At 43.4% G+C, this 24,037-nt stretch carries 19 protein-coding genes and 4 tRNA genes; 18 read left to right on the top strand and 5 right to left on the bottom strand.

Annotated elements, in window-relative coordinates; all coding sequences use genetic code 11:
- Nucleotides 1-237: 237 nt before the first annotated feature.
- The 17 genes from wecA (at nucleotide 238) to AABS66_RS20290 (ending at nucleotide 15,428) form a co-directional block, all read left to right on the top strand.
- On the top strand, nucleotides 238-1,323 hold the full coding sequence (wecA, locus tag AABS66_RS20370) for a UDP-N-acetylglucosamine--undecaprenyl-phosphate N-acetylglucosaminephosphotransferase (RefSeq protein ID WP_206083072.1): 1,086 nt from the start codon (nucleotides 238-240) through the stop codon (nucleotides 1,321-1,323).
- A gap of 29 nt (nucleotides 1,324-1,352) precedes the next feature.
- Nucleotides 1,353-2,411 carry an ECA polysaccharide chain length modulation protein gene (gene wzzE / locus AABS66_RS20365; RefSeq protein ID WP_047755910.1) on the top strand — a complete coding sequence of 353 codons (1,059 nt, stop codon included), beginning with the start codon at nucleotides 1,353-1,355 and terminating at the stop codon, nucleotides 2,409-2,411.
- 98 nt (nucleotides 2,412-2,509) lie between these two features.
- Nucleotides 2,510-3,640, top strand: a complete 1,131-nt coding sequence (gene wecB / locus AABS66_RS20360; RefSeq protein ID WP_206083074.1) for a non-hydrolyzing UDP-N-acetylglucosamine 2-epimerase — start codon at nucleotides 2,510-2,512, stop codon at nucleotides 3,638-3,640.
- The gene (gene wecC, locus AABS66_RS20355; protein ID WP_206083076.1) at nucleotides 3,637-4,899 is read left to right on the top strand and encodes a UDP-N-acetyl-D-mannosamine dehydrogenase; all 1,263 of its coding nucleotides are present in this window, start codon (nucleotides 3,637-3,639) and stop codon (nucleotides 4,897-4,899) included. The genes wecB and wecC overlap by 4 nt, the downstream gene beginning before the upstream one ends.
- The gene (gene rffG / locus AABS66_RS20350) at nucleotides 4,896-5,963 is read left to right on the top strand and encodes a dTDP-glucose 4,6-dehydratase (protein WP_371007568.1); all 1,068 of its coding nucleotides are present in this window, start codon (nucleotides 4,896-4,898) and stop codon (nucleotides 5,961-5,963) included. Before wecC ends, rffG begins: the two co-directional genes overlap by 4 nt.
- An 8-nt stretch (nucleotides 5,964-5,971) precedes the next feature.
- A complete protein-coding gene (gene rfbA, locus AABS66_RS20345; protein ID WP_272539559.1) occupies nucleotides 5,972-6,853 on the top strand; it encodes a glucose-1-phosphate thymidylyltransferase RfbA in 882 nt (293 codons plus the stop codon).
- Nucleotides 6,831-7,571, top strand: a complete 741-nt coding sequence (gene rffC, locus AABS66_RS20340) for a dTDP-4-amino-4,6-dideoxy-D-galactose acyltransferase (protein WP_206083079.1) — start codon at nucleotides 6,831-6,833, stop codon at nucleotides 7,569-7,571. The genes rfbA and rffC overlap by 23 nt, the downstream gene beginning before the upstream one ends.
- Nucleotides 7,558-8,688 carry a dTDP-4-amino-4,6-dideoxygalactose transaminase gene (gene rffA, locus AABS66_RS20335; RefSeq protein ID WP_206083080.1) on the top strand — a complete coding sequence of 377 codons (1,131 nt, stop codon included), beginning with the start codon at nucleotides 7,558-7,560 and terminating at the stop codon, nucleotides 8,686-8,688. Before rffC ends, rffA begins: the two co-directional genes overlap by 14 nt.
- Nucleotides 8,688-9,938, top strand: coding sequence for a lipid III flippase WzxE (wzxE, locus tag AABS66_RS20330; RefSeq protein ID WP_272573894.1), 1,251 nt, complete (start codon nucleotides 8,688-8,690; stop codon nucleotides 9,936-9,938). The genes rffA and wzxE overlap by 1 nt, the downstream gene beginning before the upstream one ends.
- Nucleotides 9,935-11,017 (top strand): TDP-N-acetylfucosamine:lipid II N-acetylfucosaminyltransferase, encoded by a 1,083-nt coding sequence (locus AABS66_RS20325; protein ID WP_206083082.1) that lies wholly within the window; start codon nucleotides 9,935-9,937, stop codon nucleotides 11,015-11,017. The genes wzxE and AABS66_RS20325 overlap by 4 nt, the downstream gene beginning before the upstream one ends.
- Nucleotides 11,014-12,369, top strand: a complete 1,356-nt coding sequence (gene wzyE, locus AABS66_RS20320) for an ECA oligosaccharide polymerase (RefSeq protein WP_206083083.1) — start codon at nucleotides 11,014-11,016, stop codon at nucleotides 12,367-12,369. The genes AABS66_RS20325 and wzyE overlap by 4 nt, the downstream gene beginning before the upstream one ends.
- 9 nt (nucleotides 12,370-12,378) lie before the next feature.
- Nucleotides 12,379-13,131 carry a lipopolysaccharide N-acetylmannosaminouronosyltransferase gene (gene wecG / locus AABS66_RS20315; protein WP_430225408.1) on the top strand — a complete coding sequence of 251 codons (753 nt, stop codon included), beginning with the start codon at nucleotides 12,379-12,381 and terminating at the stop codon, nucleotides 13,129-13,131.
- Between the two features lie 312 nt (nucleotides 13,132-13,443).
- Complete coding sequence (gene thrP / locus AABS66_RS20310) at nucleotides 13,444-14,820, top strand: bifunctional threonine/serine APC transporter ThrP (RefSeq protein WP_206083087.1); 1,377 nt, start codon at nucleotides 13,444-13,446, stop codon at nucleotides 14,818-14,820.
- Between the two features lie 167 nt (nucleotides 14,821-14,987).
- Nucleotides 14,988-15,064: transfer RNA gene (locus AABS66_RS20305), tRNA-Arg, on the top strand.
- A gap of 79 nt (nucleotides 15,065-15,143) precedes the next feature.
- Nucleotides 15,144-15,219, top strand: a tRNA-His gene (locus AABS66_RS20300).
- Between the two features lie 16 nt (nucleotides 15,220-15,235).
- Nucleotides 15,236-15,321 (top strand) — tRNA-Leu (locus tag AABS66_RS20295).
- Between the two features lie 30 nt (nucleotides 15,322-15,351).
- Nucleotides 15,352-15,428 (top strand) — tRNA-Pro (locus tag AABS66_RS20290).
- Between the two features lie 748 nt (nucleotides 15,429-16,176).
- Here the strand turns inward: AABS66_RS20290 and AABS66_RS20285 are convergent.
- The 5 genes from AABS66_RS20285 to hemC form a co-directional block, all read right to left on the bottom strand.
- On the bottom strand, nucleotides 16,177-16,404 hold the full coding sequence (locus AABS66_RS20285; protein WP_206083089.1) for a hypothetical protein: 228 nt from the start codon (nucleotides 16,402-16,404) through the stop codon (nucleotides 16,177-16,179).
- A gap of 289 nt (nucleotides 16,405-16,693) precedes the next feature.
- The gene (hemY, locus tag AABS66_RS20280; RefSeq protein WP_430225407.1) at nucleotides 16,694-17,887 is read right to left on the bottom strand and encodes a protoheme IX biogenesis protein HemY; all 1,194 of its coding nucleotides are present in this window, start codon (nucleotides 17,885-17,887) and stop codon (nucleotides 16,694-16,696) included.
- Nucleotides 17,888-17,889: 2 nt separating this feature from the next.
- The gene (hemX, locus tag AABS66_RS20275) at nucleotides 17,890-19,146 is read right to left on the bottom strand and encodes a uroporphyrinogen-III C-methyltransferase (RefSeq protein WP_206083092.1); all 1,257 of its coding nucleotides are present in this window, start codon (nucleotides 19,144-19,146) and stop codon (nucleotides 17,890-17,892) included.
- 3 nt (nucleotides 19,147-19,149) lie between these two features.
- Nucleotides 19,150-19,905, bottom strand: a complete 756-nt coding sequence (locus AABS66_RS20270; RefSeq protein ID WP_206083094.1) for a uroporphyrinogen-III synthase — start codon at nucleotides 19,903-19,905, stop codon at nucleotides 19,150-19,152.
- On the bottom strand, nucleotides 19,902-20,846 hold the full coding sequence (gene hemC / locus AABS66_RS20265) for a hydroxymethylbilane synthase (protein WP_206083097.1): 945 nt from the start codon (nucleotides 20,844-20,846) through the stop codon (nucleotides 19,902-19,904). The genes AABS66_RS20270 and hemC overlap by 4 nt, the downstream gene beginning before the upstream one ends.
- A gap of 594 nt (nucleotides 20,847-21,440) precedes the next feature.
- Here hemC and AABS66_RS20260 point away from each other — a divergent pair.
- The gene (locus tag AABS66_RS20260) at nucleotides 21,441-24,017 is read left to right on the top strand and encodes a class I adenylate cyclase (RefSeq protein ID WP_206083099.1); all 2,577 of its coding nucleotides are present in this window, start codon (nucleotides 21,441-21,443) and stop codon (nucleotides 24,015-24,017) included.
- Nucleotides 24,018-24,037 lie beyond the last annotated feature (20 nt).

The raw sequence follows: 24,037 nt of genomic DNA, 5'->3' as shown, positions 1-24,037 counted from the left end.
TGGCATGCATCTTGCAGCTATTAAGTATAAAATGTGTCAGATTCCATTATTGAATGAGCAACACGAATAAAGTGTGTTTTTTAATAATGTTACAGTTATCTCTTTATGAATATAGATTCGTCTTATAGTAGATTTTATTACTGAGATGATAATGCAGTAGCGATTGCATTTTTATCGGCATTCGCCAATAAAAGTTTAGTATTGATAGTTAAATAAAAATATTAAGAGAGTCAAACAGTGGACACCATACACTTTGTAACCAACCTCTTCTACGTCTTCTTGTTTTCGTTAGTTTTTATTTTCTTCGCCCGTATCGTTGCGATAAAAATCGGGTTAGTTGATAAGCCTAACTTCAGAAAGAAACACGTAGGGCTTATTCCTCTTGTTGGGGGAATATCCGTTTTCTTTGGGATCTGTTTTGCATTTTATATCACAGAGGAATATATCCCTCATAAGTGGTTATACATTGCGAGTGCTGGGTTATTAGTCTTTATCGGTGCATTAGATGACCGATTTGATATTAGCGTGAAGTTAAGAGCAGGGGTTCAGGCGATTGTCGCGGTCGTTATGATGACAGCTGCAGGGCTTAAACTGGAATCATTGGGTCATGCTTTTGGCCCGTGGGAATTAGTATTGGGTCCGTTTGGTTATATTGTCACTTTATTTGCAGTATGGGCGGCGATAAATGCCTTTAATATGGTGGATGGTATTGATGGGTTACTTGGCGGGCTTTCTTCTGTTTCCTTTGGAGCACTAGGTTTCTTACTGTATCAAAATGGTAACTATGCATTAGCATTTTGGTGTTTTGCTTTTATTGCAGCTATTCTTCCTTATATCCTTTTAAATTTAGGTGTATTAGGCCGTCGATTTAAAGTCTTTATGGGGGATGCGGGAAGTACTTTAATTGGGTTTACGATTATTTGGATTTTGGTGGCTTCAACACAGGAAGAGGTTCACCCAATCAACCCAGTTACGGCACTGTGGATTATCGCAATCCCTCTGATGGATATGGTTGCAATTATGTATCGTCGAATCCGTAAGGGAATGAGTCCGTTTTCTCCAGACCGTCAGCACATTCATCATTTGATTATGCGCTCAGGTTTTACACCAAAAGGGGCTTTTGTTCTGATTACGTTGTCAGCCGCATTTTTAGCTTGCATTGGTATTATCGGTGAACGCTTAGCATTTGTACCAGAATGGGTAATGTTGGCATTATTTTTGCTTGTATTTATGATGTATGGTTATTGCATCAAACGAGCTTGGAAAGTCGCCCGTTTTATTAAACGAGTTCGACGCAAAGCGCGCAGGGGTGCAGTACGGTAACGAAAAAACGAAAATAGAGGTTCTGTGCAGTGAATAACTCAGAAACACAACCGAGTCAGCATCAAACACCAATAGAGCCAGAGTTGGATATCCGCGGTTTATGCCGCTCCTTGTGGCAAGGAAAAGTTTGGATCGTTGCATTTGCCGTGATTTTTGCGGCAATTGCATTGGGAGCATCCTATTTTATGCAGCCCAAATGGAGTGCGACAGCGATTACGGATTTACCAACTGTAAATAATTTGGGAAGTTATTACTCTCAGCAACAGTTTCTGCGCAACCTCGATTCCCGTATTAATAGTACTGGGCAAGAAGGGCAATTGCCGACAATTGCAAAAGAAGCTTATCAAGAGTTTACTAAGCAGCTCGGTTCTTACGATACCCGCCGCCAATTTTGGTTGAGCACAGATTATTACAAGCAACGGTTAGAAAATGATCCAAAAGCGGATGCTGCATTATTGGATGAGCTCATCAATGATATTGAGTTTACACCCGCTGATGAAGTGAAAAATCTAACGGATAGTATTAAATTAGTGGCTGAAACATCAACAGACGCAAACCAGTTGTTACGCCAATACACGCAATTTGCGAATCAACGTGCAACCGCGAATCTGAATGATGAAATTAAAGGCACTTGGGCAACTAAAATGCAATCAATGAAAGCGTTGGTTAAACGTGAAGACATGGTGGCAACCGCCGCTTATGAAAGACGATTAAACGCGTTGGAACAAGCACTAAAAGTTGCTGAAAAACAAGGTATTGTGCGTAATCAAAGCGCAACACCAGTCGATGAAATTCCTGATTCTAAAATGTTTATGTTAGGTGCCCCATTATTACAGGCACAAATTGAAACATTAAAAGCAACGGGCCCAGATCATGACTCAGATTATGACCAAAACATCGCAATGTTATCAACATTAAGCGTTGGGCCTACTCTCCAAGATAATTTTCAAGCTTACCGTTATTTGCGTACGCCTGAAGATCCTGTCAAACGTGATAGCCCACGTCGAGCCTTTATGATGGTTCTATGGGGCGCTATAGGGTTATTAGTGGGTGCCGGAGTGGTACTTTCTCGCCGCCGTCCATCTTGATTTTGGGATAAGCCACTGACACATTTATCAGTGGCTTGATAAAGTCATTAAGCTTAAATAAGCAGCACACTGCAAAAGATAAATATAAGAGAGTCATCGTGAAAGTATTGACTGTATTTGGCACTCGACCAGAAGCCATCAAGATGGCGCCGTTAGTTCATGCACTGGCGAACGATGCTGATTTTGAAGCAAAAGTTTGTGTCACTGCACAACATCGTGAAATGCTTGATCAAGTACTGAAATTATTTGAGATCACACCCGATTACGATCTCAACATTATGAAACCAGGGCAAGACTTAACGGATATTACCTGTCGTATTCTTGAAGGGCTGAAAAGTGTTTTTGCCGATTTCCAGCCTGATGTTGTTCTTGTTCATGGCGACACTGCAACTACTATGGCAACGAGCCTCGCTGCCTTTTACCATCGTATTCCTGTTGGGCATGTTGAGGCAGGGCTACGTACGGGGAATCTTTATTCTCCTTGGCCTGAAGAAGCTAACCGCAAAATTGCGGGGCACTTAGCGATGTATCACTTCGCCCCAACAGAAAACTCACGCCAAAATTTATTAAAAGAATCGATCCCTGATAGCCACATTTTTGTGACTGGCAATAGCGTGATTGATGCGCTGTTATGGGTGCGAGATAAAGTCATGAGCGACCAGCACATGATGGAAAAGTTGGGTGCAAACTACCCATTTATTGACCCTAATAAGAAAATGATTTTAGTGACAGGCCACCGCCGAGAAAGTTTTGGTGGCGGTTTTGAGCGTATTTGCCACGCATTGGCTGACATTGCTCAGGCTCACCCAGATGTACAAGTTGTTTATCCTGTGCATCTGAATCCAAATGTGAGTGAGCCTGTAAAACGTATTTTGCATAATATTGATAATATTATTTTAATTAGCCCTCAAGAATATCTTCCATTTGTCTACTTAATGAATCATGCCTACTTGATTTTGACTGATTCAGGAGGAATTCAAGAAGAAGCGCCTTCTCTCGGTAAACCCGTTTTAGTCATGAGAGATACCACTGAGCGACCTGAAGCCGTTGACGCAGGTACAGTTCGTCTTGTGGGAACAGATACACAAAAAATTGTTAACGAAGTTAATCGGTTACTGACAGATGATGCGGAATATCATGAAATGAGCCGCGCACATAACCCGTATGGGGATGGTCATGCTTGTCAGCGTATTCTTACAGCATTAAAAAGTAATCAGGTGAAATTATGAGTTTTGAAACTATTTCTGTTATTGGCCTTGGTTATATCGGTTTACCAACAGCAGCAGCCTTCGCATCACGTAAAAAACAGGTTGTCGGTGTGGATGTTAACCAACATGCGGTGGATACTATTAATCAAGGGAAAATCCACATCGTGGAACCTGAACTTGATATCGTGGTGAAGAAAGCCGTTGAAGAAGGTCATTTGAAAGCTTTTACAAAGCCACAGCCTGCCGATGCTTATTTGATTGCTGTTCCAACACCATTTAAAGGTGATCACGAACCCGATTTAGCTTATGTCCGTTCTGCGGCAGAGTCGATTGCGCCTGTGCTGAAAAAAGGTGATTTAGTGATCCTTGAGTCTACTTCTCCAGTAGGTACAACGGAGCAAATGGCACAGTGGATGGCGGAAGCTCGCCCAGATTTAACGTTTCCACATCAAGCGGGTGAAGACGCGGATATTGATATTGCTTACTGCCCAGAGCGTGTATTGCCAGGGCAAGTGATGGTCGAATTAATTAAAAATGACCGTGTTGTGGGCGGCATGACACCGAAGTCTTCACTGCGAGCGAGTGAGTTATACAACATTTTCCTTGAAGGGGAATGCGTGATCACCAATTCAAGAACCGCAGAAATGTGCAAATTAACGGAAAACAGCTTCCGTGATGTTAATATCGCATTTGCGAACGAATTATCATTAATTTGTGCAGAGCAAGATATCAATGTGTGGGAGCTGATCAGCCTAGCAAACCGCCACCCGCGCGTGAATATTTTACAACCAGGCCCTGGTGTTGGTGGTCACTGTATTGCCGTTGACCCATGGTTCATTGTTGCTCAAAATCCGAAACAATCACGTTTAATCCACACCGCACGTTTAGTGAATGACGGCAAGCCAATTTGGGTCGTTGATCAAGTGAAAGCAGCTGTTGCGGATTGCTTAGTGGAAACAGGCAAGAAAGCCAGCGAAGTGACGATTGCGTGTTTTGGCCTTTCGTTTAAACCGAATATTGATGATTTACGTGAAAGCCCAGCAATGCATATCACTAAAATGGTGGCGAACTGGAACCCAGGTAAAACTTATGCGGTTGAGCCACATATCGAAGAATTACCAACATCGCTGAAAGGCATTTCTGAATTAGTTTCAATTGAAAAAGCGGTGAATGAAGCGGATGTGATCCTAATGTTAGTTGACCACAATGTTTTTAAAGGCATTCAAGGTTCAGCAATCCCACAAAAATGGGTTGTGGATACAAAAGGAGTCTGGCGTTGAAACGCATTCTAATCACTGGAGGTGCGGGGTTTATTGGCTCCGCAGTGGTGCGTCATATTATTGAGAATACGAACGACAGTGCGATTGTGATTGATTGCCTGACTTATGCAGGCAACCTTGAATCCCTCGCGCCTGTCGCGAGCAGTGAACGCTATGCGTTTGAGCAAGTGAATATCTGCGACCGACAAGCACTTGACCACGTTTTTGCTCAATATCAACCCGATGCTGTTATGCATCTGGCGGCGGAAAGCCACGTGGACCGTTCTATTGACGGTCCTGCCGCTTTTATTGAAACCAACATTGTGGGTACTTACACACTGTTAGAAGCCGCGCGTCATTATTGGTCTGTGTTAGATGAAGGGAAAAAAGCGGCATTCCGTTTCCACCACATCTCGACAGACGAAGTATACGGTGATTTGGATGGTCCTGAAGGTTTCTTCACAGAAACAACACCTTATGCGCCAAGCAGTCCATACTCTGCCTCTAAAGCATCCAGCGACCATTTGGTGCGTGCGTGGCAAAGAACTTATGGTTTGCCAACGATGATCACCAACTGCTCAAATAATTATGGGCCATATCATTTCCCTGAGAAATTGATCCCCTTAATTATTTTAAACGCCTTAGCGGGCAAACCACTGCCAGTGTATGGCAAAGGTGAGCAAATTCGTGATTGGTTGTTTGTGGAAGATCATGCACGCGCTTTACATTTGGTGGCAACAACGGCGCAGCCAGGCACAACGTACAATATCGGTGGGCATAACGAACGCCGTAATATTGAAGTTGTTGAAACCATTTGTGAGCTGCTGGAAGAGTTGCATCCGCAAAAACCACAAGGTGTAGCACATTACCGCGATTTAATTACTTATGTGAAAGACAGACCTGGTCACGACATGCGCTATGCTATTGATGCAGCAAAAATTGAGCGTGAATTGGGCTGGAAACCTGAAGAAACTTTCGAGTCTGGTATTCGCAAAACAGTGTTGTGGTATTTGAATAACGAAACGTGGTGGCGTCGTGTACAAGATGGCTCCTACGCAGGTGAACGCTTAGGCCTTGGCAATTAGGTGAAACCATGAAAGGTATTATTTTAGCGGGGGGATCGGGAACGCGTTTACACCCAATTACCCGTGGTATTTCTAAACAATTATTGCCTATCTATGATAAGCCAATGATTTATTACCCGCTTTCTGTCTTGATGTTAGCGGGTATTCGCGAAATTTTAATTATTTCGACTCCCGATGATTTACCGATGTTCAAGCGCCTATTGGGGGATGGACATGAGTTTGGTATTGAACTGAGTTATGCAGAGCAGCCATCACCAGATGGATTAGCACAAGCCTTTATTATTGGTGAAGAATTTATCAATGGTGATAGCTGTTGTTTAGTCTTAGGGGATAACATTTTCTTTGGTCATTCGTTTAGCCCGAAACTGAAATCAGTCGCAGAACGCCCCCATGGGGCAACGGTATTCGGCTACCAAGTCATGGACCCAGAGCGCTTTGGTGTGGTGGAATTTGATGATAATTTTAAAGCGTTATCTATCGAAGAAAAACCGACAAAACCGAAATCAAACTGGGCGGTAACAGGGTTATATTTCTACGACTCTCAAGTGGTTGAATTTGCTAAGCAAGTCAAGCCATCTGAACGCGGTGAATTAGAAATTACGTCTATCAATCAAATGTATTTAGAGCGCGGGCAGTTAAATGTTGAACTGCTTGGCCGTGGTTTTGCTTGGTTGGATACGGGCACCCACGACAGCTTGATTGAGGCAGGTACATTTGTACAAACCGTTGAAAAACGACAAGGTTTTAAAGTTGCCTGCTTAGAAGAAATCGCATGGCGTAATGGTTGGCTAACCGACGAACAAGTCGCAGCTTCCGCGCAGCAACTGAAGAAAACCGGTTATGGGCAATATTTAGAGGATTTACTCCGTGTCCGTCCGCGCCAGTATTGATGGTTTGCAGTGGGAGAGCGACTTCTTTCATCGCTCAACCGCAAAATTAAATTTCTCGGGGGAAAACCTCGAAACTGTCCTTGCTTATCAAATGGATGCGTACGATATCATCCAAGCCAAGGTTGCAGCATCTGAAACGTTATTGATTGATGACTTAACCAGTATGGGGTTTGCATTTGTCGAAGGTGAAATTGATTTTGCCCTCACTATTGGCACAGAAAATGCTTATCTAAAGGCGGGGTTAACGGTGGCAGATAGCATCGTTGCGGCGCAAGTGGATGACGTCCCTTTACTGCAACAAGCAGCTGCCTCTGTCTTTAGTAATAGCCGTTTTCGCGCGCCTTGGTATCGTGAAGGGGACAGCGGGCGGTTTTACGCGTTGTGGATAGAAAAAGCCGTGCTTGGTACGTTTGACCATACTTGCTTATTAGTCAAAGACGCCTCTGACCGCATTTTAGGTTTTGTGAGTTTGCGCCATATTGATGATGATACTGCACGCATCGGGCTTTTAGCGAAAGTGCCTGAAGCGCAAGGGCGAGGAATAGGTCGCAAGTTAATGTCTGCGGCATTCGACTGGTGTGTGCAACACCAAAAAAGACAGTTAAATGTTGCCACCCAAATCAGCAATGTTGCGGCATTAAATCTTTATTCACGTAGCGGTGCGGCGATTGCCAGTACCGCCTATTGGTTATACAGGGGACAACATGATTCCATTTAATAAACCACCCGTTGTAGGCACTGAATTAGAGTATATGAGACAAGCCATGGAAAGTGGCAAGTTGTGTGGTGATGGTGGTTTCACAAAACGTTGTGAAGAGTGGATGGAAAAACGTTTTAATTGCCCAAAAGTGCAGTTAACACCATCTTGCACCGCGTCATTAGAAATGGCGGCAATCCTGATTGATATTAAGCCTGGCGATGAAGTGATCATGCCGAGCTTTACCTTTGTATCAACCTCAAACGCATTTGTTCTGCGCGGCGCGAAAATTGTGTTCGTTGATATCCGTCCAGATACGATGAATATTGATGAAACGAAAATCGAAGCGGCGATTACTGAGCGTACGCGTGCGATTGTGCCTGTTCACTACGCAGGGGTTGCCTGTGAAATGGACACCATCATGGATATTGCCAAAAAACATGACCTATTCGTCATTGAAGATGCGGCACAAGGCGTGATGTCAACCTATAAAGGCAAGGCTTTAGGGACAATTGGCCACATTGGTTGTTACAGTTTTCATGAAACCAAAAACTACTCTTCCGGTGGGGAAGGTGGCGCGACGTTAATCAACGATAAAGACTTAATCAGCCGTGCTGAAGTGATCCGTGAAAAAGGGACAAACCGTAGCCAATTCTTCCGCGGACAAGTGGATAAATACACATGGCGTGATATCGGTTCAAGCTACCTGTTGTCTGATTTACAAGCGGCTTACCTGTGGGCTCAATTGGAAGAAGCAGACAAAATCAACGAACGCCGTTTATTGCTATGGAAACGTTACTACGAAGCGCTGCAACCGCTGGCGGATGCAGGCCGTTTAGTATTAGCGACTGTGCCTGAAGGTTTAGTGCACAACGCCCATATGTTCTACATCAAATTGAAGGATGTGGAAGAACGTACTGAATTCAATGAGTTTATGAAATCTCACGGCATTTTAACTGTGTTCCACTACGTTGCACTACACACAAGTCCTGCGGGGCTGGAGTTTGGTCGCTTCCATGGTGAAGACAAATACACTACGAAAGAAAGTGACCGACTGGTGCGTTTGCCGATGTTCTACAACATGACGGATGCAGAACAACAAACAGTTATCGAACAGATTAAGGCGTTCTTTGCCTAATGTCGTTAGCTAGAGCCTCTGTTTGGACTGCTGGGTCTACCCTGATTAAAATCGGGGCAGGCCTGCTTATCGTTAAATTACTGGCGATTGCATTTGGCCCGAGCGGTGTTGGGTTGGCGGGGAACTTCCGCCAATTGATCACCGTTCTGGGTGTATTGTCTGGTGCGGGGATTTTCAATGGTGTCACAAAGTATGTGGCAGAGCACCATCAAGACCCCGTCAAGCTTCGTGCTGTTTTAGGGACATCATCAACGCTAATCCTCGGCTTTTCAACGCTGTTAGCCATTGTTTTCTTATTATTCAGTGGTGCTATTAGTCAGGTATTATTTGATAGTCCTGATTACGCCTCTGTGATTTATGCTGTGGCTTTTATTCAGATGGGGATAGCCTACGCAAACTACTTTTTAGCCATCCTAAAAGGTTATCGAGACGCATCGGGTAATGCTCAAGCTATCATTTTAGGGAGCTTAGTGGGTGTTGTTGCCTATTATTTGTGCTATACCTTGGGAGGATATGAAGGTGCGCTTGCAGGCTTAGCCCTTGTACCAGCCTTAGTTGTCCTGCCCGCAGGCTTGATGATTATTCGCCGTAAACAATTTGCACTGTCAATGCTTAAACCCGCGTGGGACAAAGCCATTGCAACGCATTTAGGTAAATTCACTGTTATGGCGCTATTAACGTCAGTGACATTACCTGTTGCTTATATCATGATGCGAAATCTATTGGCGGAGCGTTATAGTTGGGATGATGTCGGGTTATGGGCGGGGGTTAGCACCATTTCAGATGCTTACTTGCAGTTTATTACCGCATCATTTTCAGTGTATTTGCTGCCAACACTTTCCCGTTTACAGCATAAAAGCGAAATTTCATCTGAAATTATCAAAGCATTAAAATTTGTCTTACCCGCTGTCGCGGTGGCCAGTTTTATGGTTTGGCTCCTGCGTGATTTTGCCATTTGGCTGCTATTTTCTGAGAAGTTTACAGGAATGAGAGACCTTTTTGCTTGGCAATTGGTGGGGGATGTCCTGAAAGTTGGCGCATATGTGTTTGGTTATTTGGTGATAGCCAAAGCCGCATTGCGTTTTTATGTTCTGACAGAAGTGAGTCAATTTGTGTTGCTGATGGGTTTTGCTCACTGGCTTATTCCTGAGCATGGCGCAGTTGGTGCGACACAGGCCTATATGGCTACTTATATCGTATACTTTATTTTATGTTGTTGCGTATTTTTGATTTACCGTAGGCGAGCATGACAACCTTAATACATGTACTGGGATCGAACCTCCCACACCATAATCAGACGGTTTTGACGTTTTTTAATAGCGTAATTAGCCAGGAAATGGCGCCGTCACAAAAACTGCATTTTATGGTCGTAAGCGATGATGCGCGGCTTGCTGACGCTTATCCGCAGCTCGAAATTGATATTTTTGAGAGTAAAAAAGCCATTGCAAATAGTGTGATCAAGCGGGCGAAAGCAGATCGCCGTACCCGTTTCTTCTTCCATGGGCAATTTAATGCACCGATTTGGCTGGCACTGTTATTTGGCCAAATCAAACCTCACCAATTTTGGTGGCATATCTGGGGTGCGGACCTGTACGAAGAATCCAATTCACTGAAATTTAAACTGTTTTATGTTTTACGCCGCTTAGCGCAAAAAAAAGTTGGGCATGTTTGTGCTACGCGTGGCGATTTATGTTATTTCCACCAGTCGAACCCGAAAGTGCCTGCTTCAGTGCTGTATTTTCCAACACGGATGGATCCTGCTTTAACGATAAGCGAACGTAAGCCACGTGAAGGCGAGCAATTGACTATCTTGCTCGGTAACTCAGGTGATCGCTCTAATCGCCATGTAGAGGCTCTGATTGCGATTAAACAGCAGTTTGGTGATAAGGCTCGCGTGATTATCCCAATGGGGTATCCTGCGAACAACCACGTTTATATTCAACACGTGGAAGACGCGGCAAATAGCCAATTTGCAGCGGGCCAGGTAGAAATCCTTAAAGAGCGTATGGAATTCAGTGATTATCTTAACGTGTTGAAGACCTGCGATCTTGGCTATTTCATTTTTAATCGCCAGCAAGGTGTTGGGACGGTTTGTTTATTAATTCAATTTGGCATCCCATTTGTGATCAGCCGCCAAAATACGTTTTGGCAGGATTTAACGGCACAAAACGTGCCTGTATTTTTTTATGGTGATGAATTGACGACCTCGCTGGTGGATGAAGCGCAACGTCAAATGGCTTTGTTGGATAAAGCTAATATCGAATTTTTTGCTCCAAACTTTACTGAGGGGTGGAAAACCATTCTCAGTATCGCGGAGGGGCGAGCATGACGCTAATGGAGTTAGGTGGCTTAGCGTTGGTCTACCTGATATCAATCATCTTTATTGGCACTTTGCTCTATAAAGAGTTTTTACGTGTTCGCTTTAACTTCAACATTTTCTTTTCAATGTTGTATTTATTGACATTTTATTTTGGTTTTCCGTTAACCTGCGCCTTAGTGTTCCAGTTTGATGTGGCGGTTGTGACAGCCGATTATCTCTTGTATGCGCAGCTTGCGGCGACCAGTTTTTATGCCATTTATTACGTGGCTTATAAAACGCGGCTATCGCGCAAAGTGGAGACTTCACGGCGTGCGCTGTTTAGTATGAACAAAGTCGAAACCAATCTCACTTGCATGTTATTAATCGCTATTGCGGTAGTGACGGTAGGTATTTTCTTCATGCAGAACGGTTTTTTACTATTCAAGCTGAAATCCTACAGCCAAATTTTCTCCAGCCAAGTTTCAGGGGTCGCATTGAAGCGGTTTTTCTACTTCTTTATTCCTGCCATGCTGATTGTGTATTTTCTGCGACCAACACAAAAACGCTGGATTTTCTTCCTTGTCAGCACCGTAGCTTTTGGTTTTTTAACCTATGTTATTGTGGGTGGGACAAGGGCGAATATCATCATCGCTTTCGCACTATTTTTATTTATCGGTATCGTCAGGGGGTGGATCACTCTGTGGATGCTGGGTGCGGCAGGTGTCGCCAGTATTGTTGGGATGTTCTGGCTGGCATTAAAACGCTATGGCTTGGATGTGAGCGGCTCCGAGGCGTATTACACTTTCTTATACCTGACTCGAGATACGTTCTCGCCATGGGAAAACCTCGCTTTATTACTCAGCCATTATGATGAGATGGATTTCCAAGGACTTGCACCGATTATTCGTGATTTTTATGTGTTTATCCCATCGTGGGTATGGCCAGAGCGACCAGATACCGTACTAAACTCAGCGAACTACTTCACTTGGGAAGTGCTGAATAACCATTCTGGATTAGCCATTTCACCGACTTTGATTGGTTCATTAGTGGTGATGGGTGGGGTGATTTTCATTCCGCTCGGTGCAATCGCGGTGGGGTTGATCATTAAGTGGTTTGACTGGATTTATGGAATGAGTTTGCAAGAGCCAAACCGCTATAAAGCCGCGATTATGCAGGCATTTTGCTTCGGTGCGATTTTTAACATTATCGTATTAGCGCGTGAAGGCGTCGATTCTTTTGTCTCACGGGTGGTTTTTTTCTGCTTAATTTTTGGGTTATGCCTGATTCTAGCAAAACTCCTGTATTGGTTATTTGAAAGTGCGGGGCTTATCCGCACAAAAACAGCTTCTTTTTTAAGAAGCCAACAACGTGAAAGTCGTTAAGGAAGCATCATGGAACCGTCATCAACTCAATCTTCATCTGTTCCTCAGTATTCGATTCGTGGACATAATATTTGGGGCTTCAAAGATATGGCCCACTTTTTGAATTATTTGTTTGCGAATGGTGAAACCAAAACGGGTACTTTGGTCGCGATTAATGCGGAAAAAGTGATGATTGCGGAGAAAGACACCGCGTTAAATACCTTATTAGGCCAAGCTGAATATCTGTACGCAGACGGGATCAGCATTGTGCGCGCCATTCGCCGTAAATACCCAGAAGCTCTGGTTTCCCGTGTTGCAGGTGCAGATTTGTGGGAAGGACTGATGGAAAGAGCTGGGCGCGAAGGTACGCCTGTATTCTTAGTCGGTGGTAAGCCAGAAATCCTCGAACAAACCGAAAGTAAACTGCGCGCTCAGTGGAATGTGAACATTGTTGGTTCGCAAAATGGCTATTTTACCGCCGAAGACCGTGGTGCTTTGTTTGAACGCATTCATGCGAGTGGCGCTAAAATTGTCACAGTCGCGATGGGGTCACCAAAGCAAGAACTCTTTATGCGTGATTGTCGCGTTATTCATCCAGACGCACTCTATATGGGTGTTGGCGGGACTTACGATGTTTTTACAGGTCACGTGAAGCGTGCTCCGAAAGTGTGGCAAAACTTAGGCTTAGAATGGCTATATCGCTTATTATCACAACCTTCACGTATTACTCGTCAGTTTAAATTACTGAAGTTTTTAGGCTACTATTATGGCGGTAAGCTGTAAGTTTATTTCCGAGTAATAATATATTGATAAAGCGGGATTTTTCCCGCTTTATTTTTGTTTACTTATTAGGTTTTTTATCTTTCCTTGCTGATTGTAAAATCACTCAGTGGCGTATTCGCTGGTCTCCTTCCTCAAATATTTCTATAATTCATCAAAAATAAATGTAGATCATAGTTTTTCTCTATAATTTGGGTCTATGACATGCTTTTCAGTCGACGAGTCGGCTGTTTTTAATAAATTACAGTAATTATGACTAATTTCGTTCCAATTCACGCTGTGGTTTAACGATAATAATTGATGACAGGGGTATTTATGGGGAATCCACAACAGGGACTTCAGCGCGGGTTAGAAGCTCGGCATATTGAGCTTATTGCGCTAGGTGGAACAATTGGTGTTGGGCTATTTATGGGCTCAGCCAGTACGCTAAAATGGGCAGGGCCTTCCGTACTGCTCGCATACATCATTGCGGGTATTTTTGTTTTCTTCATCATGCGTTCCATGGGGGAGATGCTTTTTCTGGAGCCTGTCACTGGGTCGTTTGCTTCTTTTGGTTATAAGTATCTGAGCCCATTTTGGGGGTGCCTCACCGCATGGGGTTACTGGTTTATGTGGGTGGCTGTTGGGATCTCAGAAATTACCGCCATCGGTGTTTACGCCGAATATTGGTTCCCAGATGTACCTCAGTGGATATTTGCCATTGTTGCCGTGGTTTTAGTCGCATTGGCCAACCTTGCCGCCGTTCGTTTGTATGGCGAGTTAGAGTTTTGGTTTGCGATGATCAAAGTCACCACCATCGTGGTGATGATCCTGATTGGTTTAGGGTTAATTTTTTTTGGCCTTGGGAATAACTTCGAGCCGATAGGGCTGGCTAACCTGACGGAACATGGTGGCTTCTTTGCTGGGGGCTGGAAAGGCTTTTTATTTGCTTTGTGTATCGTTGTGGCTTCCTATCAAGGCGTTGAATTAGTAGGGATCACCGCAGGCGAAGCGAAAAATCCGCAAGTCACGCTGAAAAAAGCGATCAATAACATTTTATGGCGCATTCTGATTTTTTATGTTGGTGCGATTTTTATTGTTGTTACCTTATTTCCGTGGACTGAAGTCGGGCAGCAAGGGAGTCCATTTGTCTTAACGTTTGCGAAAGTGGGGATTGTCTCTGCGGCAGCGGTGATCAACTTTGTAGTACTCACTGCGGCGCTGTCTGGGTGTAATAGTGGGATGTACAGTGGCGGTCGTATGTTGTACGCATTAGCGCAAAATAAGCAGCTTCCCAGCGGGCTACTGAAGCTCACAAAAAACGGAGTTCCTGCACGTTGTGTTGGTTTTACAATACTGTGTCTCGTTGCAGGCTCTAGCTTGAATTATATTATTCCAAATCCAGAAAAAGTGTTTGTGTACGTGTACAGCGCAAGCGTTTTGCCAGGAATGGTACCATGGTTGGTCTTGCTCACCAGCCAAATTCGTTTTCGCCAGCAAAATAAAGAACAATTAGTGGGACACCCGTTTAAATCAATTTTATTTCCATGGGTCAACTATGCGACGTTACTCTTTTTGGCCTGTGTATTAGTGGGCATGGCGATAAACCCAGATACACGGATGTCATTAATTGTCGGAGCACTCTTTTTAGGGGCAGTTTCCCTGCTTTATTTTTTAATTCAGGCGTTAAACGGCCGCAGTAGAAAAGCCTAGGCAAGATATTTTCTCGGCGCTTTTATGGGTGTCGAGCAAAAAAGAGGGCAAAAATGCTCTCTTTCTCGGCGAAATGGATAAAAGGCAAGCAATCGATATTTTTATTTCAAAAAGGACTAGACAGCGGGTAGATAAATCCGTACTATCCTCTCCCGCAACGGCGTTAAGCGCCCGTAGCTCAGCTGGATAGAGCGCTGCCCTCCGGAGGCAGAGGTCTCAGGTTCGAATCCTGTCGGGCGCACCAGTTTTAGCACGTCGCTACGGTTGGCAAAATGACGTTGTATGTAGTATGATAGCAACGCTTTGAAAAAAGTGAAGTTATGGTGGCTATAGCTCAGTTGGTAGAGCCCTGGATTGTGATTCCAGTTGTCGTGGGTTCGAGTCCCATTAGCCACCCCATTTTTTTTGTGACATTGCGAGGGTGGCGGAATTGGTAGACGCGCTAGCTTCAGGTGTTAGTGTCCTATGGACGTGGGGGTTCAAGTCCCCCCTTTCGCACCACGAAAAAAATTGATGTGAAGCAGTACATTTCGGCGAGTAGCGCAGCTTGGTAGCGCAACTGGTTTGGGACCAGTGGGTCGGAGGTTCGAATCCTCTCTCGCCGACCAATTTAAAGAACCCCGCTTAATAGCGGGGTTTTTGCATTTTTAACCCGATGTTGATTTTTTTATACTCACTGTTGGACGAGCTTGCTCGCTATCTTTTAAACCCCTTCTTTTCTGTTCCTTTTGAGTGCATGCACGTCATTAATTCGCTATATCACACCATAATCTTTAACGCATTGTTTTTTATGTAAAAAATAAGTGTCGTAATTTTTATACAAACCCATACTTCCGTGTCGCCAAAAAGAGACATTTTACCTATTGATTTATAAGGTTAAATTTATAAGTGAGTTAAGGTGTCTCTATATTGAGACAAAGAAATACGCTTTCATTCATGCTAAAGGTTAAAAAAAGTGAGGTGAAGGGAGCGTGCAAATTTTCTGGGTTCAAAATACCCCGTAAAACTAAGATATACAGAAACGTTAGGAATAGCAGGGAAAAAATAGGATGATGGAAAAAGTTGGCACGCATCCTGCATTATTAAATATGTAGATGCTCATCTCACTTCTTATGATAGCAATGCTTCATAAACCCAGAGATGACGCAAAGCCGATTATCGGTGCCTATTGTCCAACTTAGATGATCAAGAGCTCATCCTCTTACCATCAACGAACGGGCGAAACGTTGAGTGAGGCACCATCCGTCTGTAGACCTGATTGTATTTTACACCTGCCTAGTGCAGGTGTTTTTTTTTGCATTTTTTATGGTAGGCCTCTTATTTATAGGAATAAGAGGCTGAAATCAAATAGGAAGACTAATTTTTACCTTTGCTAAACCATTTGCTGAGCCAGCGAGTAATGTAGGTATAACAAAGAATAATAAACGTAATGATGAAAATATCTTTACTGAGGTCTTCAGTATTAAAGCCGATGATCATGATAAAAACAAAAGGTGATAAAACTAACAGAAGTAGGTCAAAAAAGATTTGCAAACGGTTTGGTGTCGCGATAATCCAGCGCCAAATAGCTTTAACTACATTCATATATATTTCCTAAATTCATTCAAGGCAAAAATGCATATAGTGTTTTATACACTATGTGTTTGTTTTATGACATAGCTGAACTTGTTTTGTTTGCAATGAATTGATTATGTTTTTTAGCGATAGGCATTTCTTCATGCGGTATACCGACGATAATACTTTATTTGTCTTTTTTAGATATTAATGGAGTCACAAAGTGGGGCGAAATGACCCTTTTTGTCAATTTATCGGCAGTTGGAGGACGAAATAAAAACGCCACTTCAGAGTGTGGCGTTTTTATTTTGAGGAATAACTAAGTGCGTTCTTGTTTCAAGGAATACGTTAGGGCTTCTTGGCGGATCTTAGCGGCTTCGTTTGGTTTATGTAGCTTATCGTAGGTATCGGCGAGCCATGAAGCATCTTGAACATCAAAGCGTTGTGCTAAAACTGCTTTGAAGTAGGATTCTGCTTTTTCCCATTGGGCATTATGTAACGATAAAACACCTAGTGTGCTGTTTAATAAAGGTGTGGCACCATTTTGTTTTTGCAAATGCAGTAACGTTTTCTCAATAGCTTCAGGGTGATCGCTGTTAACTTTTGGTATTAACAAGAGTAAGCGCTCATCATATTGTTGCTTTAAGCCATCAATAATCATTTTCTCTGCGCTTTTGGTATCACCACACTCAATCAAGTGTTCAGCCAAGAAGGCTTGAAGTGCGGTTTCATGGCGGACACGGCGAGGTTGTGATTTCCACCAATCTTTAAGGCCATCACTTCCACCTTCAGCCATACATTGGTTCATTAACCCTTTGTAAGCTTTAAGTTTTAATGCATCAAGCTCGTCTTCATTATGAAACTGAACTTTTGCCATCACGGGAAGTAATTCGATTAATGCTTGGTAAGCGCCTGAACGTAAGTAAGCTTGTTCGGCAAGGCGTAGAACTTCGGGATGCCTTGGGGCTTTATCAATTAGTTTATCGATACCATTACGGGCAGCGTGGACTTCACCTTCAGCAAGCTGAATACGCACACGGCAAATATCGACAGGGAGTTGGTCACTACCAGCGGCTTCAGCCGCGCGGTCTAAATACTGGTGAGTGCGGAACTCATCACCACGTTGCTGCGCCGCTTCAGCGGCCATCAAATAGTTAATCACCGGCTGCTGAGAGAAATCAGCGTGCTTACTCATCAGCTTTTCAACTTGCTCAAAATCACCTTCAGCTAATTTCAGCAATGCTTTTTGAGTTTGAGTGTGGGCTTTATGGTATTTACGACCGCTTACCCATCCTTTCGTGCGTGAAGTGGTGCTCATAAAACGGCGATAACACCAACCAAGGAATAGCAGTACAAATTGAAGCAAGATGAAGCCTAAAACTAAACTCGTGACGCTGGTAGTGATGTCATAATTATCTGTACGAATAAAGACATACCCTTGGTGACCTGCCAAGAGAGGTCCTAAGATCACACCTGCAATCAGGACTAGAAAGAGGATTAATACTTTAATCATCATTACCCCCTATTGCCCGCAGGCTCTGCGGATTCAAAAGGGTGCTCTGTATCCGAAGTTTGTGCATCCGTCGCAGGCATTGCATCTTCCGCGGCTTTTGTCGTGTCTTTTACCGCCTCAGCTGCTGCATCAACTGCGCCATCAGTAGATGGGCTTGTTTCAGACTGTGAAAGCAAACTGCGAACGCGTGTTTGCATCAGTTTTTCCAGCTTTTCTTGGCTTTCGAGTGCCTCTGGCATGTCAACATCAATAGGTTGATTGATGAGCTCATCAATGGTGGATAAAAAAGCTTTCGTAGCTGGCGCCTCAGTATCAAAATAAGCCCTTACCCAGGTAGAAGCTTGTTCTAATGACTGTTTATATGTTTCTTCTTGGTAACGAGGAACAGCTTGAGCGGCAATTAAAAGCTGAGAACGAATATTTTCACGTAAATAAATATCTTGGTTTGGCGCTAATAATGGTGCTTCTGAACCATCACGTGCTCGGACCGTAATAAAGTCACTGGTAAAGCTTTTCCAACTACGTGACAAGTTTTGTTTCCAATCGGAAATATCATCACTCACGTCATTGTTATTGTCGTCTGTTGCATCACCGCTGTTTAAATCCGCTAGACGTAAGTTATCAACTTCATTACTGAGCTGGTTTAATTTTAAGATAATGCCGTCATAGTCAATTTGGTTAATCGCAGCCAGTTTTGCCATGTCATTATTGATGGATTTACGAATATCAAGCAGGCTTGGGTCGTTCATTTCCGCTAAGCTGGAGTCTGCGCTTTTTAGTAAAACAGCCGCAGTAACAGGATCATGATCATTCCACAATTTACGGCCAGCCATTTTTACCATGAAATCCGCTTGGGCGATTAACCAGCTTTTGACATCGGTACTTGAAAGCGCCGTAACATGAGCTTGCAGCTCCTGCATACGGCGATTTAGTCTGTCTTCGTATTCAAGTGCATGATTTTTGATATCTTTATTTGCGGCAATTAAAGCATCTACACGTTGCCTATCTGAGTTTTGCTGGTCAATTAAATCACTTAGCTGCTGTTTTAGTTCATTGTTTTCATTGACTAATTTTGCATTGCTTTGCTGAGTGAAATAATAGAGACCACCACCAATGGCGATGATAACCGCAATCGCAATAATCCCGCCTACGAGACCAGAACGTTTTTGTTCCGAAGAGGGCTTAGTTCCGCGATGAACTGTTGATTTTTCATCTGTTTTTGGCGTCACCGTCTCGGTTGTTTTATCGTGTTCCGTCATAAATTAGCATCCCATATCGGTTGAGATTAATGCTTTAATTAAAGCATTATTATCTGCGCTATTCGCTACACAGACCTTCTGCCATCCACTTTGGCGGGCGAGATCTGCAATCCGTTCACTGACAACAAGCAGGCGGCGGGAAAACCACCATACCCGATATTCATCGGTGATTAATTCTTCAAGTAAGGCTAACATTTGCCCGCTGGTGATCACGACATCAGTAATATCGGTTTGCACCCATTTCTGATTGAACTGTGTTTTGTCGTAATGCACTGGCAACCTTGTGTAACATTCGCAATAATCAACGTGGGCACCACGTGAGCGTAATGTGGATGCGAGAAGCTCTCGCCCACCATTTCCCCTCAATAAAAGGGCGCGTTTACCCTCTAAAAATTGGAGTTCAGGAAGCGTTAGAAGTACTTCGCTGGTTTCCCCATGTTCAGCCCAACGTGCTATTTGCCCAGTCGTATGCTGAAAATACTGCCCAGTAGAACGACCTATTCCATAGTAAGATAACTTATCAGACCAGCTACGTCCTATTTGTTCAAGTGCTAAATTTGCGTACTCGACTGCATTTTTGGACAAAAGAAAGACCAGATCGTTCGTTTCTAAGGCATCTAGCTGGGTCGTTAAGGTATTGAGCTCAGCACCTGGCCCAATACAAATTAAAGGAGCAGCATAAGCTTGCCCACCCATTGAGGTAATTGCCGTTATCAGCTCTGAACCAGCGGGCTCAGGGCGTGTGACAAGGACTCTCATGCAGGTGGATTTCCTTTATAGACCTCAGCCAAAATTTCTCTCGCGCCTTGTGCTAACAGCTCTTCAGCCAGTGAAATACCTGCTTGGCTAGCCTCTTGTGGCGCGATAAGGCGTTCACCGCGAATAATTACGCTACCATCTGGCGCACCGACAAGGGCACGCAACCAAATTTTATCATCCTGCCAAATCGCATAGCTACCGATAGGCACTTGGCATCCGCCTTCTAATCGCATATTCATCGCACGTTCGGCAAGTACACAAATAGAAGTATCATCATCGTTGAGTACCGCAAGTAACTCACGGGTTACCACATCATCCAAGCGACATTCAATGCCAACAGCACCTTGACCAACAGCGGGTAAACATTGTTCAGGTTCGAGCGCAGTACGAATACGCTCTTCAAGCCCTAAGCGTTTCAAACCAGCAACGGCGAGGATAATGGCATCGTATTCGCCGTTATCAAGTTTTGATAATCGTGTGCCCACATTACCGCGTAAATCACGAATGACTAAATCAGGGCGAAGCTCTCTGAGCTGGCATTGGCGGCGTAAACTTGATGTGCCAACGATACTGCCTTTCGGCAAAGCGTCAATATTGTCATATTGGTTAGACACAAAAGCATCGCGAGGGTCTTCGCGTTCACAAATAGTGACTAAACCAAGCCCTTCAGGGAATTCAACGGGTACGTCTTTCATTGAATGAACGGCAATATCAGCACGTCCTTCTAATAGTGCAAGCTCTAGTTCTTTAACAAATAACCCTTTCCCACCGACTTTTGCCAGTGGGGTATCAAGAATGATGTCACCCTTTGTGACCATTGGGACAAGTTCAACCTGTAAGCCAGGGTGAAACTGCTCTAATTTGTCTTTGACAAAGTGCGCTTGCCATAAGGCGAGAGGGCTTTTACGCGTTGCAATACGCACGATATTTGTTGATGTCATTTTGCTGTTTTCTCTGGCGAAAATTGCCGTGTATTAACCATACAATTGGCATTAGTTTTAACATGTTAAGGATTTTTTTTCCAGTTGGGCACAAAATCGCCATTCAGATTATTTGTAACAGATTTATATTTGTAATCATGATGCAGGAAAGTGATTCAAAAGATGATGACTTGAGATAGCTATTCGATTATTTTTTTAGCTTATCGTGCTATTTATTGAGTTGGCAGGAGGGAAGGCAGTATAAATTTGTGTTGAAGCGTGCAAGCACAGGCTCTGTGCGTATTGTACTTAATATCGTTTTGAATTGTTGCTTTATTAAACAATTCACGTGAGTGATATTATTCCATTGAAAAACAAGGGATATTCTATCGAGTTAAAAAATAAAAAGTCTTTTTATACAATATGTTGAAAAGCATTTTGTATCAAAAATAAGCGTATAAAATTATGTGATCTACTTTACCCTTTTGCTCCAAGGTGTTAAATTGATCACGTTTCCGACAATTCATTTGAAAACTTTTTTAAATCTATCTCTATCTGTTGGGTGCTGGGAAATTTCCAGATTTGTATTACATTCATTACAGTCAGGCGTAACCTTTGTATCTCTATATTGAAACCTTAAAGCAAAGACTTGATGCGATAAACCAATTACGGTTAGAGCGCGCGACGGCGTCTATGAGCGAGACTTTTTCTCAGGTTTATAGTTTGCTGCCAGTCTTGTTTCATTATCATCATCCAATGATGCCTGGTTTTATCGAAGGTAGTGTGCCCCATGGTGTGTGTTTTTTCTCCCCAGATACAGAACAGATGAAATGGTTAGGGCAATTTGAACGCTTCTTACCTATTGATTCAAGTGCAAATGGTGAATTACCTATCACTGGAATTTATTCGATGGGCAGCACATCTTCTGTTGGGCAGAGCCACTGTTCTGATATTGATGTGTGGGTCTGTCATCCTTCATGGCTCGATCACGAAGAAAAACGTTTTTTGCAAAAAAAATGTACATTAATTGAGCAGTGGGCAGCTTCTTTAGGTATTGATGTCACTATCTTTTTAATCGATGAAAACCGTTTTCGTCATCATGCGAGTGGGCATATTGGTGGGGAAAACTGTGGCTCAACGCAGCATATCCTGTTATTAGATGAATTTTATCGCACAGCAGTGCGCATGGCAGGAAAACGTTTGCTATGGACGATGGTGCCTGTCGAAGAAGAGCAACATTACGATGAATACGTTATTGGGTTATATGCACAAGGTGTGTTGACGCCCAACGAGTGGTTAGATTTAGGGGGGTTAGGTGAGCTATCCGCTGCTGAATACTTTGGCGCTAGCTTGTGGCAGCTATATAAAAGTGTCGATTCCCCTTATAAGGCCGTCCTGAAAAGTATTTTGCTCGAGTCTTATTCTTGGGACTATCCGCATGGTAAATTGCTGGCAATGGAATTTAAACGCCATTTACATGCAGGTGAAATTGTTAGCTACGGTTTAGATTCATACTGTTTGATGTTAGACCGTGTTACGCGTTATCTCACTGAAATCAATGATTCTACCCGCCTTGATTTGATCCGCCGCTGTTTTTACCTCAAAGTCTGTGAAAAACTCTCTGAAGACGATGGCAACGCCTGCTCTGGTTGGCGCCGTGATGTGTTATCTCAACTCGTTGAGTCATGGGGATGGAGTGCGGAACGTTTAGCATTACTTGATTCGCGTAATCAATGGAAAATTGAACGGGTTCGTGAAGCGCACAATGAGTTACTCGATACGATGATGCAAAGCTATCGAAACCTTATTCGTTTTGCTCGTCGAAATAATTTAAGTGTTAGTGCGAGCCCACAGGATATTGGGGTATTAACACGTAAGTTATATGCGGCTTTTGAAGCCTTACCAGGTAAAGTAACATTGGTGAATCCACAAATTTCACCTGATTTAAGTGAATCTCACTTAACTTTTATTTACGTACCTGCAGGGCGCGCGAATCGCAGTGGTTGGTATTTGTATAACCAAGCTCCAAATATTGACGCGATTATTGGTCATCAGCCTCTTGAATATAACCGCTACTTGAATAAGTTGGTGGCGTGGGCGTATTTCAACGGGTTACTCACTGAAAACACGCAAGTGTATATGCACAATGGGAAATCCCAGTGTGATGAGCGAAAACTGCTTGAGTTAATGCATGACGTTTCCAGCCACTTCCCGATCCGTTTGCCTGCACCCACACCAAAAGCGTTGTATAGCCCATGTGAAATTCGCCACCTTGCCATTATCGTTAACTTAGAAAAAGATCCAACGCAGGTTTATTCTGAACAAGTGGTACACGTGGATTTCAGAAAGCTTGATATTTTCAGCTTTGGTGAGACGCAACAATGCCTTATCGGCAGTATTGACTTGTTGTACCGCAATTCATGGAATGAGGTGAGAACTCTGCATTTCAGTGGTGAGCAGTGCATGTTAGAAGCGTTAAAAACCATCTTAGGTAAGATGCACCAAGATGCGGCACCGCCTGAAGCTGTTGAAGTTTTTTGTTATAGTGAGCACTTGCGTGGTCTGATTCGTACTCGTGTACAACAGTTAGTTTCTGAGTGTATTGAGTTGCGTTTATCCAGTAATCGCAATGATCCAGGGCGCTTCAAAGCGTTGCGTATTGCGGGTCAAACATGGGGGCTGTTTTTTGAGCGCCTAAACGTTTCTGTACAAAAACTTGAAAATGCGGTCGAATTCTATGGTGCAATTTCGCATAATAAATTGCATGGTTGGCCAGTAAAACTGCAAGCAAAAAGTGATAATCATTTACCTGCAGTCGTTGATGGCTATGCAAGTGAAGGTATTGTGCAGTTTTTCTTTGAAAACACACCAGACAATACGGGCTTTAATATTTATGTTTTAGATGAAGCAAACCGTGTTGAAATCTATTCCCATTGCGAGGGGTCAAAAGAAGACTTAGTGCGTGATGTGAGTAAGTTTTACTCCTCTTCCCATGACCGTTTCACCTATGGTGCAAATTTCATTAATTTTAACCTACCTCAATTTTACCAAATTATTAATCAAGAAGGTAAAAACCAAGTGGTGGCGTTCTCTGGCGCGACATGGCCGTTTGGTACAGAAGACGACAGTGATGAAACTGGGCATGATATGCGCTCAACGCTATTAGGGCAGCAACAAGCGCACTATTATTAAAGGTGGGTTGGTTCTCAATA

The sequence above is a fragment of the Providencia sp. SP181 genome (genome assembly GCF_050446505.1).
GTDB classification, from domain to species: Bacteria; Pseudomonadota; Gammaproteobacteria; order Enterobacterales; family Enterobacteriaceae; genus Providencia; species Providencia vermicola.
The sequence above is the reverse complement of the archived record's forward strand: the minus strand, read 5'-3'. Positions and strand labels throughout refer to the sequence as shown.

Coding starts and splice junctions, on each gene's coding strand:
- wecC (WP_206083076.1), top strand. CDS start 3,637: ATGAGTTTTGAAACTATTTCTGTTATTGGCCTTGGTTATATCGGTTTA.
- rfbA (WP_272539559.1), top strand. CDS start 5,972: ATGAAAGGTATTATTTTAGCGGGGGGATCGGGAACGCGTTTACACCCA.
- rffA (WP_206083080.1), top strand. CDS start 7,558: ATGATTCCATTTAATAAACCACCCGTTGTAGGCACTGAATTAGAGTAT.
- wzxE (WP_272573894.1), top strand. CDS start 8,688: ATGTCGTTAGCTAGAGCCTCTGTTTGGACTGCTGGGTCTACCCTGATT.
- AABS66_RS20325 (WP_206083082.1), top strand. CDS start 9,935: ATGACAACCTTAATACATGTACTGGGATCGAACCTCCCACACCATAAT.
- wzyE (WP_206083083.1), top strand. CDS start 11,014: ATGACGCTAATGGAGTTAGGTGGCTTAGCGTTGGTCTACCTGATATCA.
- wecG (WP_430225408.1), top strand. CDS start 12,379: ATGGAACCGTCATCAACTCAATCTTCATCTGTTCCTCAGTATTCGATT.
- thrP (WP_206083087.1), top strand. CDS start 13,444: ATGGGGAATCCACAACAGGGACTTCAGCGCGGGTTAGAAGCTCGGCAT.
- AABS66_RS20285 (WP_206083089.1), bottom strand. CDS start 16,404: ATGAATGTAGTTAAAGCTATTTGGCGCTGGATTATCGCGACACCAAAC.
- hemY (WP_430225407.1), bottom strand. CDS start 17,887: ATGATTAAAGTATTAATCCTCTTTCTAGTCCTGATTGCAGGTGTGATC.
- hemX (WP_206083092.1), bottom strand. CDS start 19,146: ATGACGGAACACGATAAAACAACCGAGACGGTGACGCCAAAAACAGAT.
- AABS66_RS20270 (WP_206083094.1), bottom strand. CDS start 19,905: ATGAGAGTCCTTGTCACACGCCCTGAGCCCGCTGGTTCAGAGCTGATA.
- hemC (WP_206083097.1), bottom strand. CDS start 20,846: ATGACATCAACAAATATCGTGCGTATTGCAACGCGTAAAAGCCCTCTC.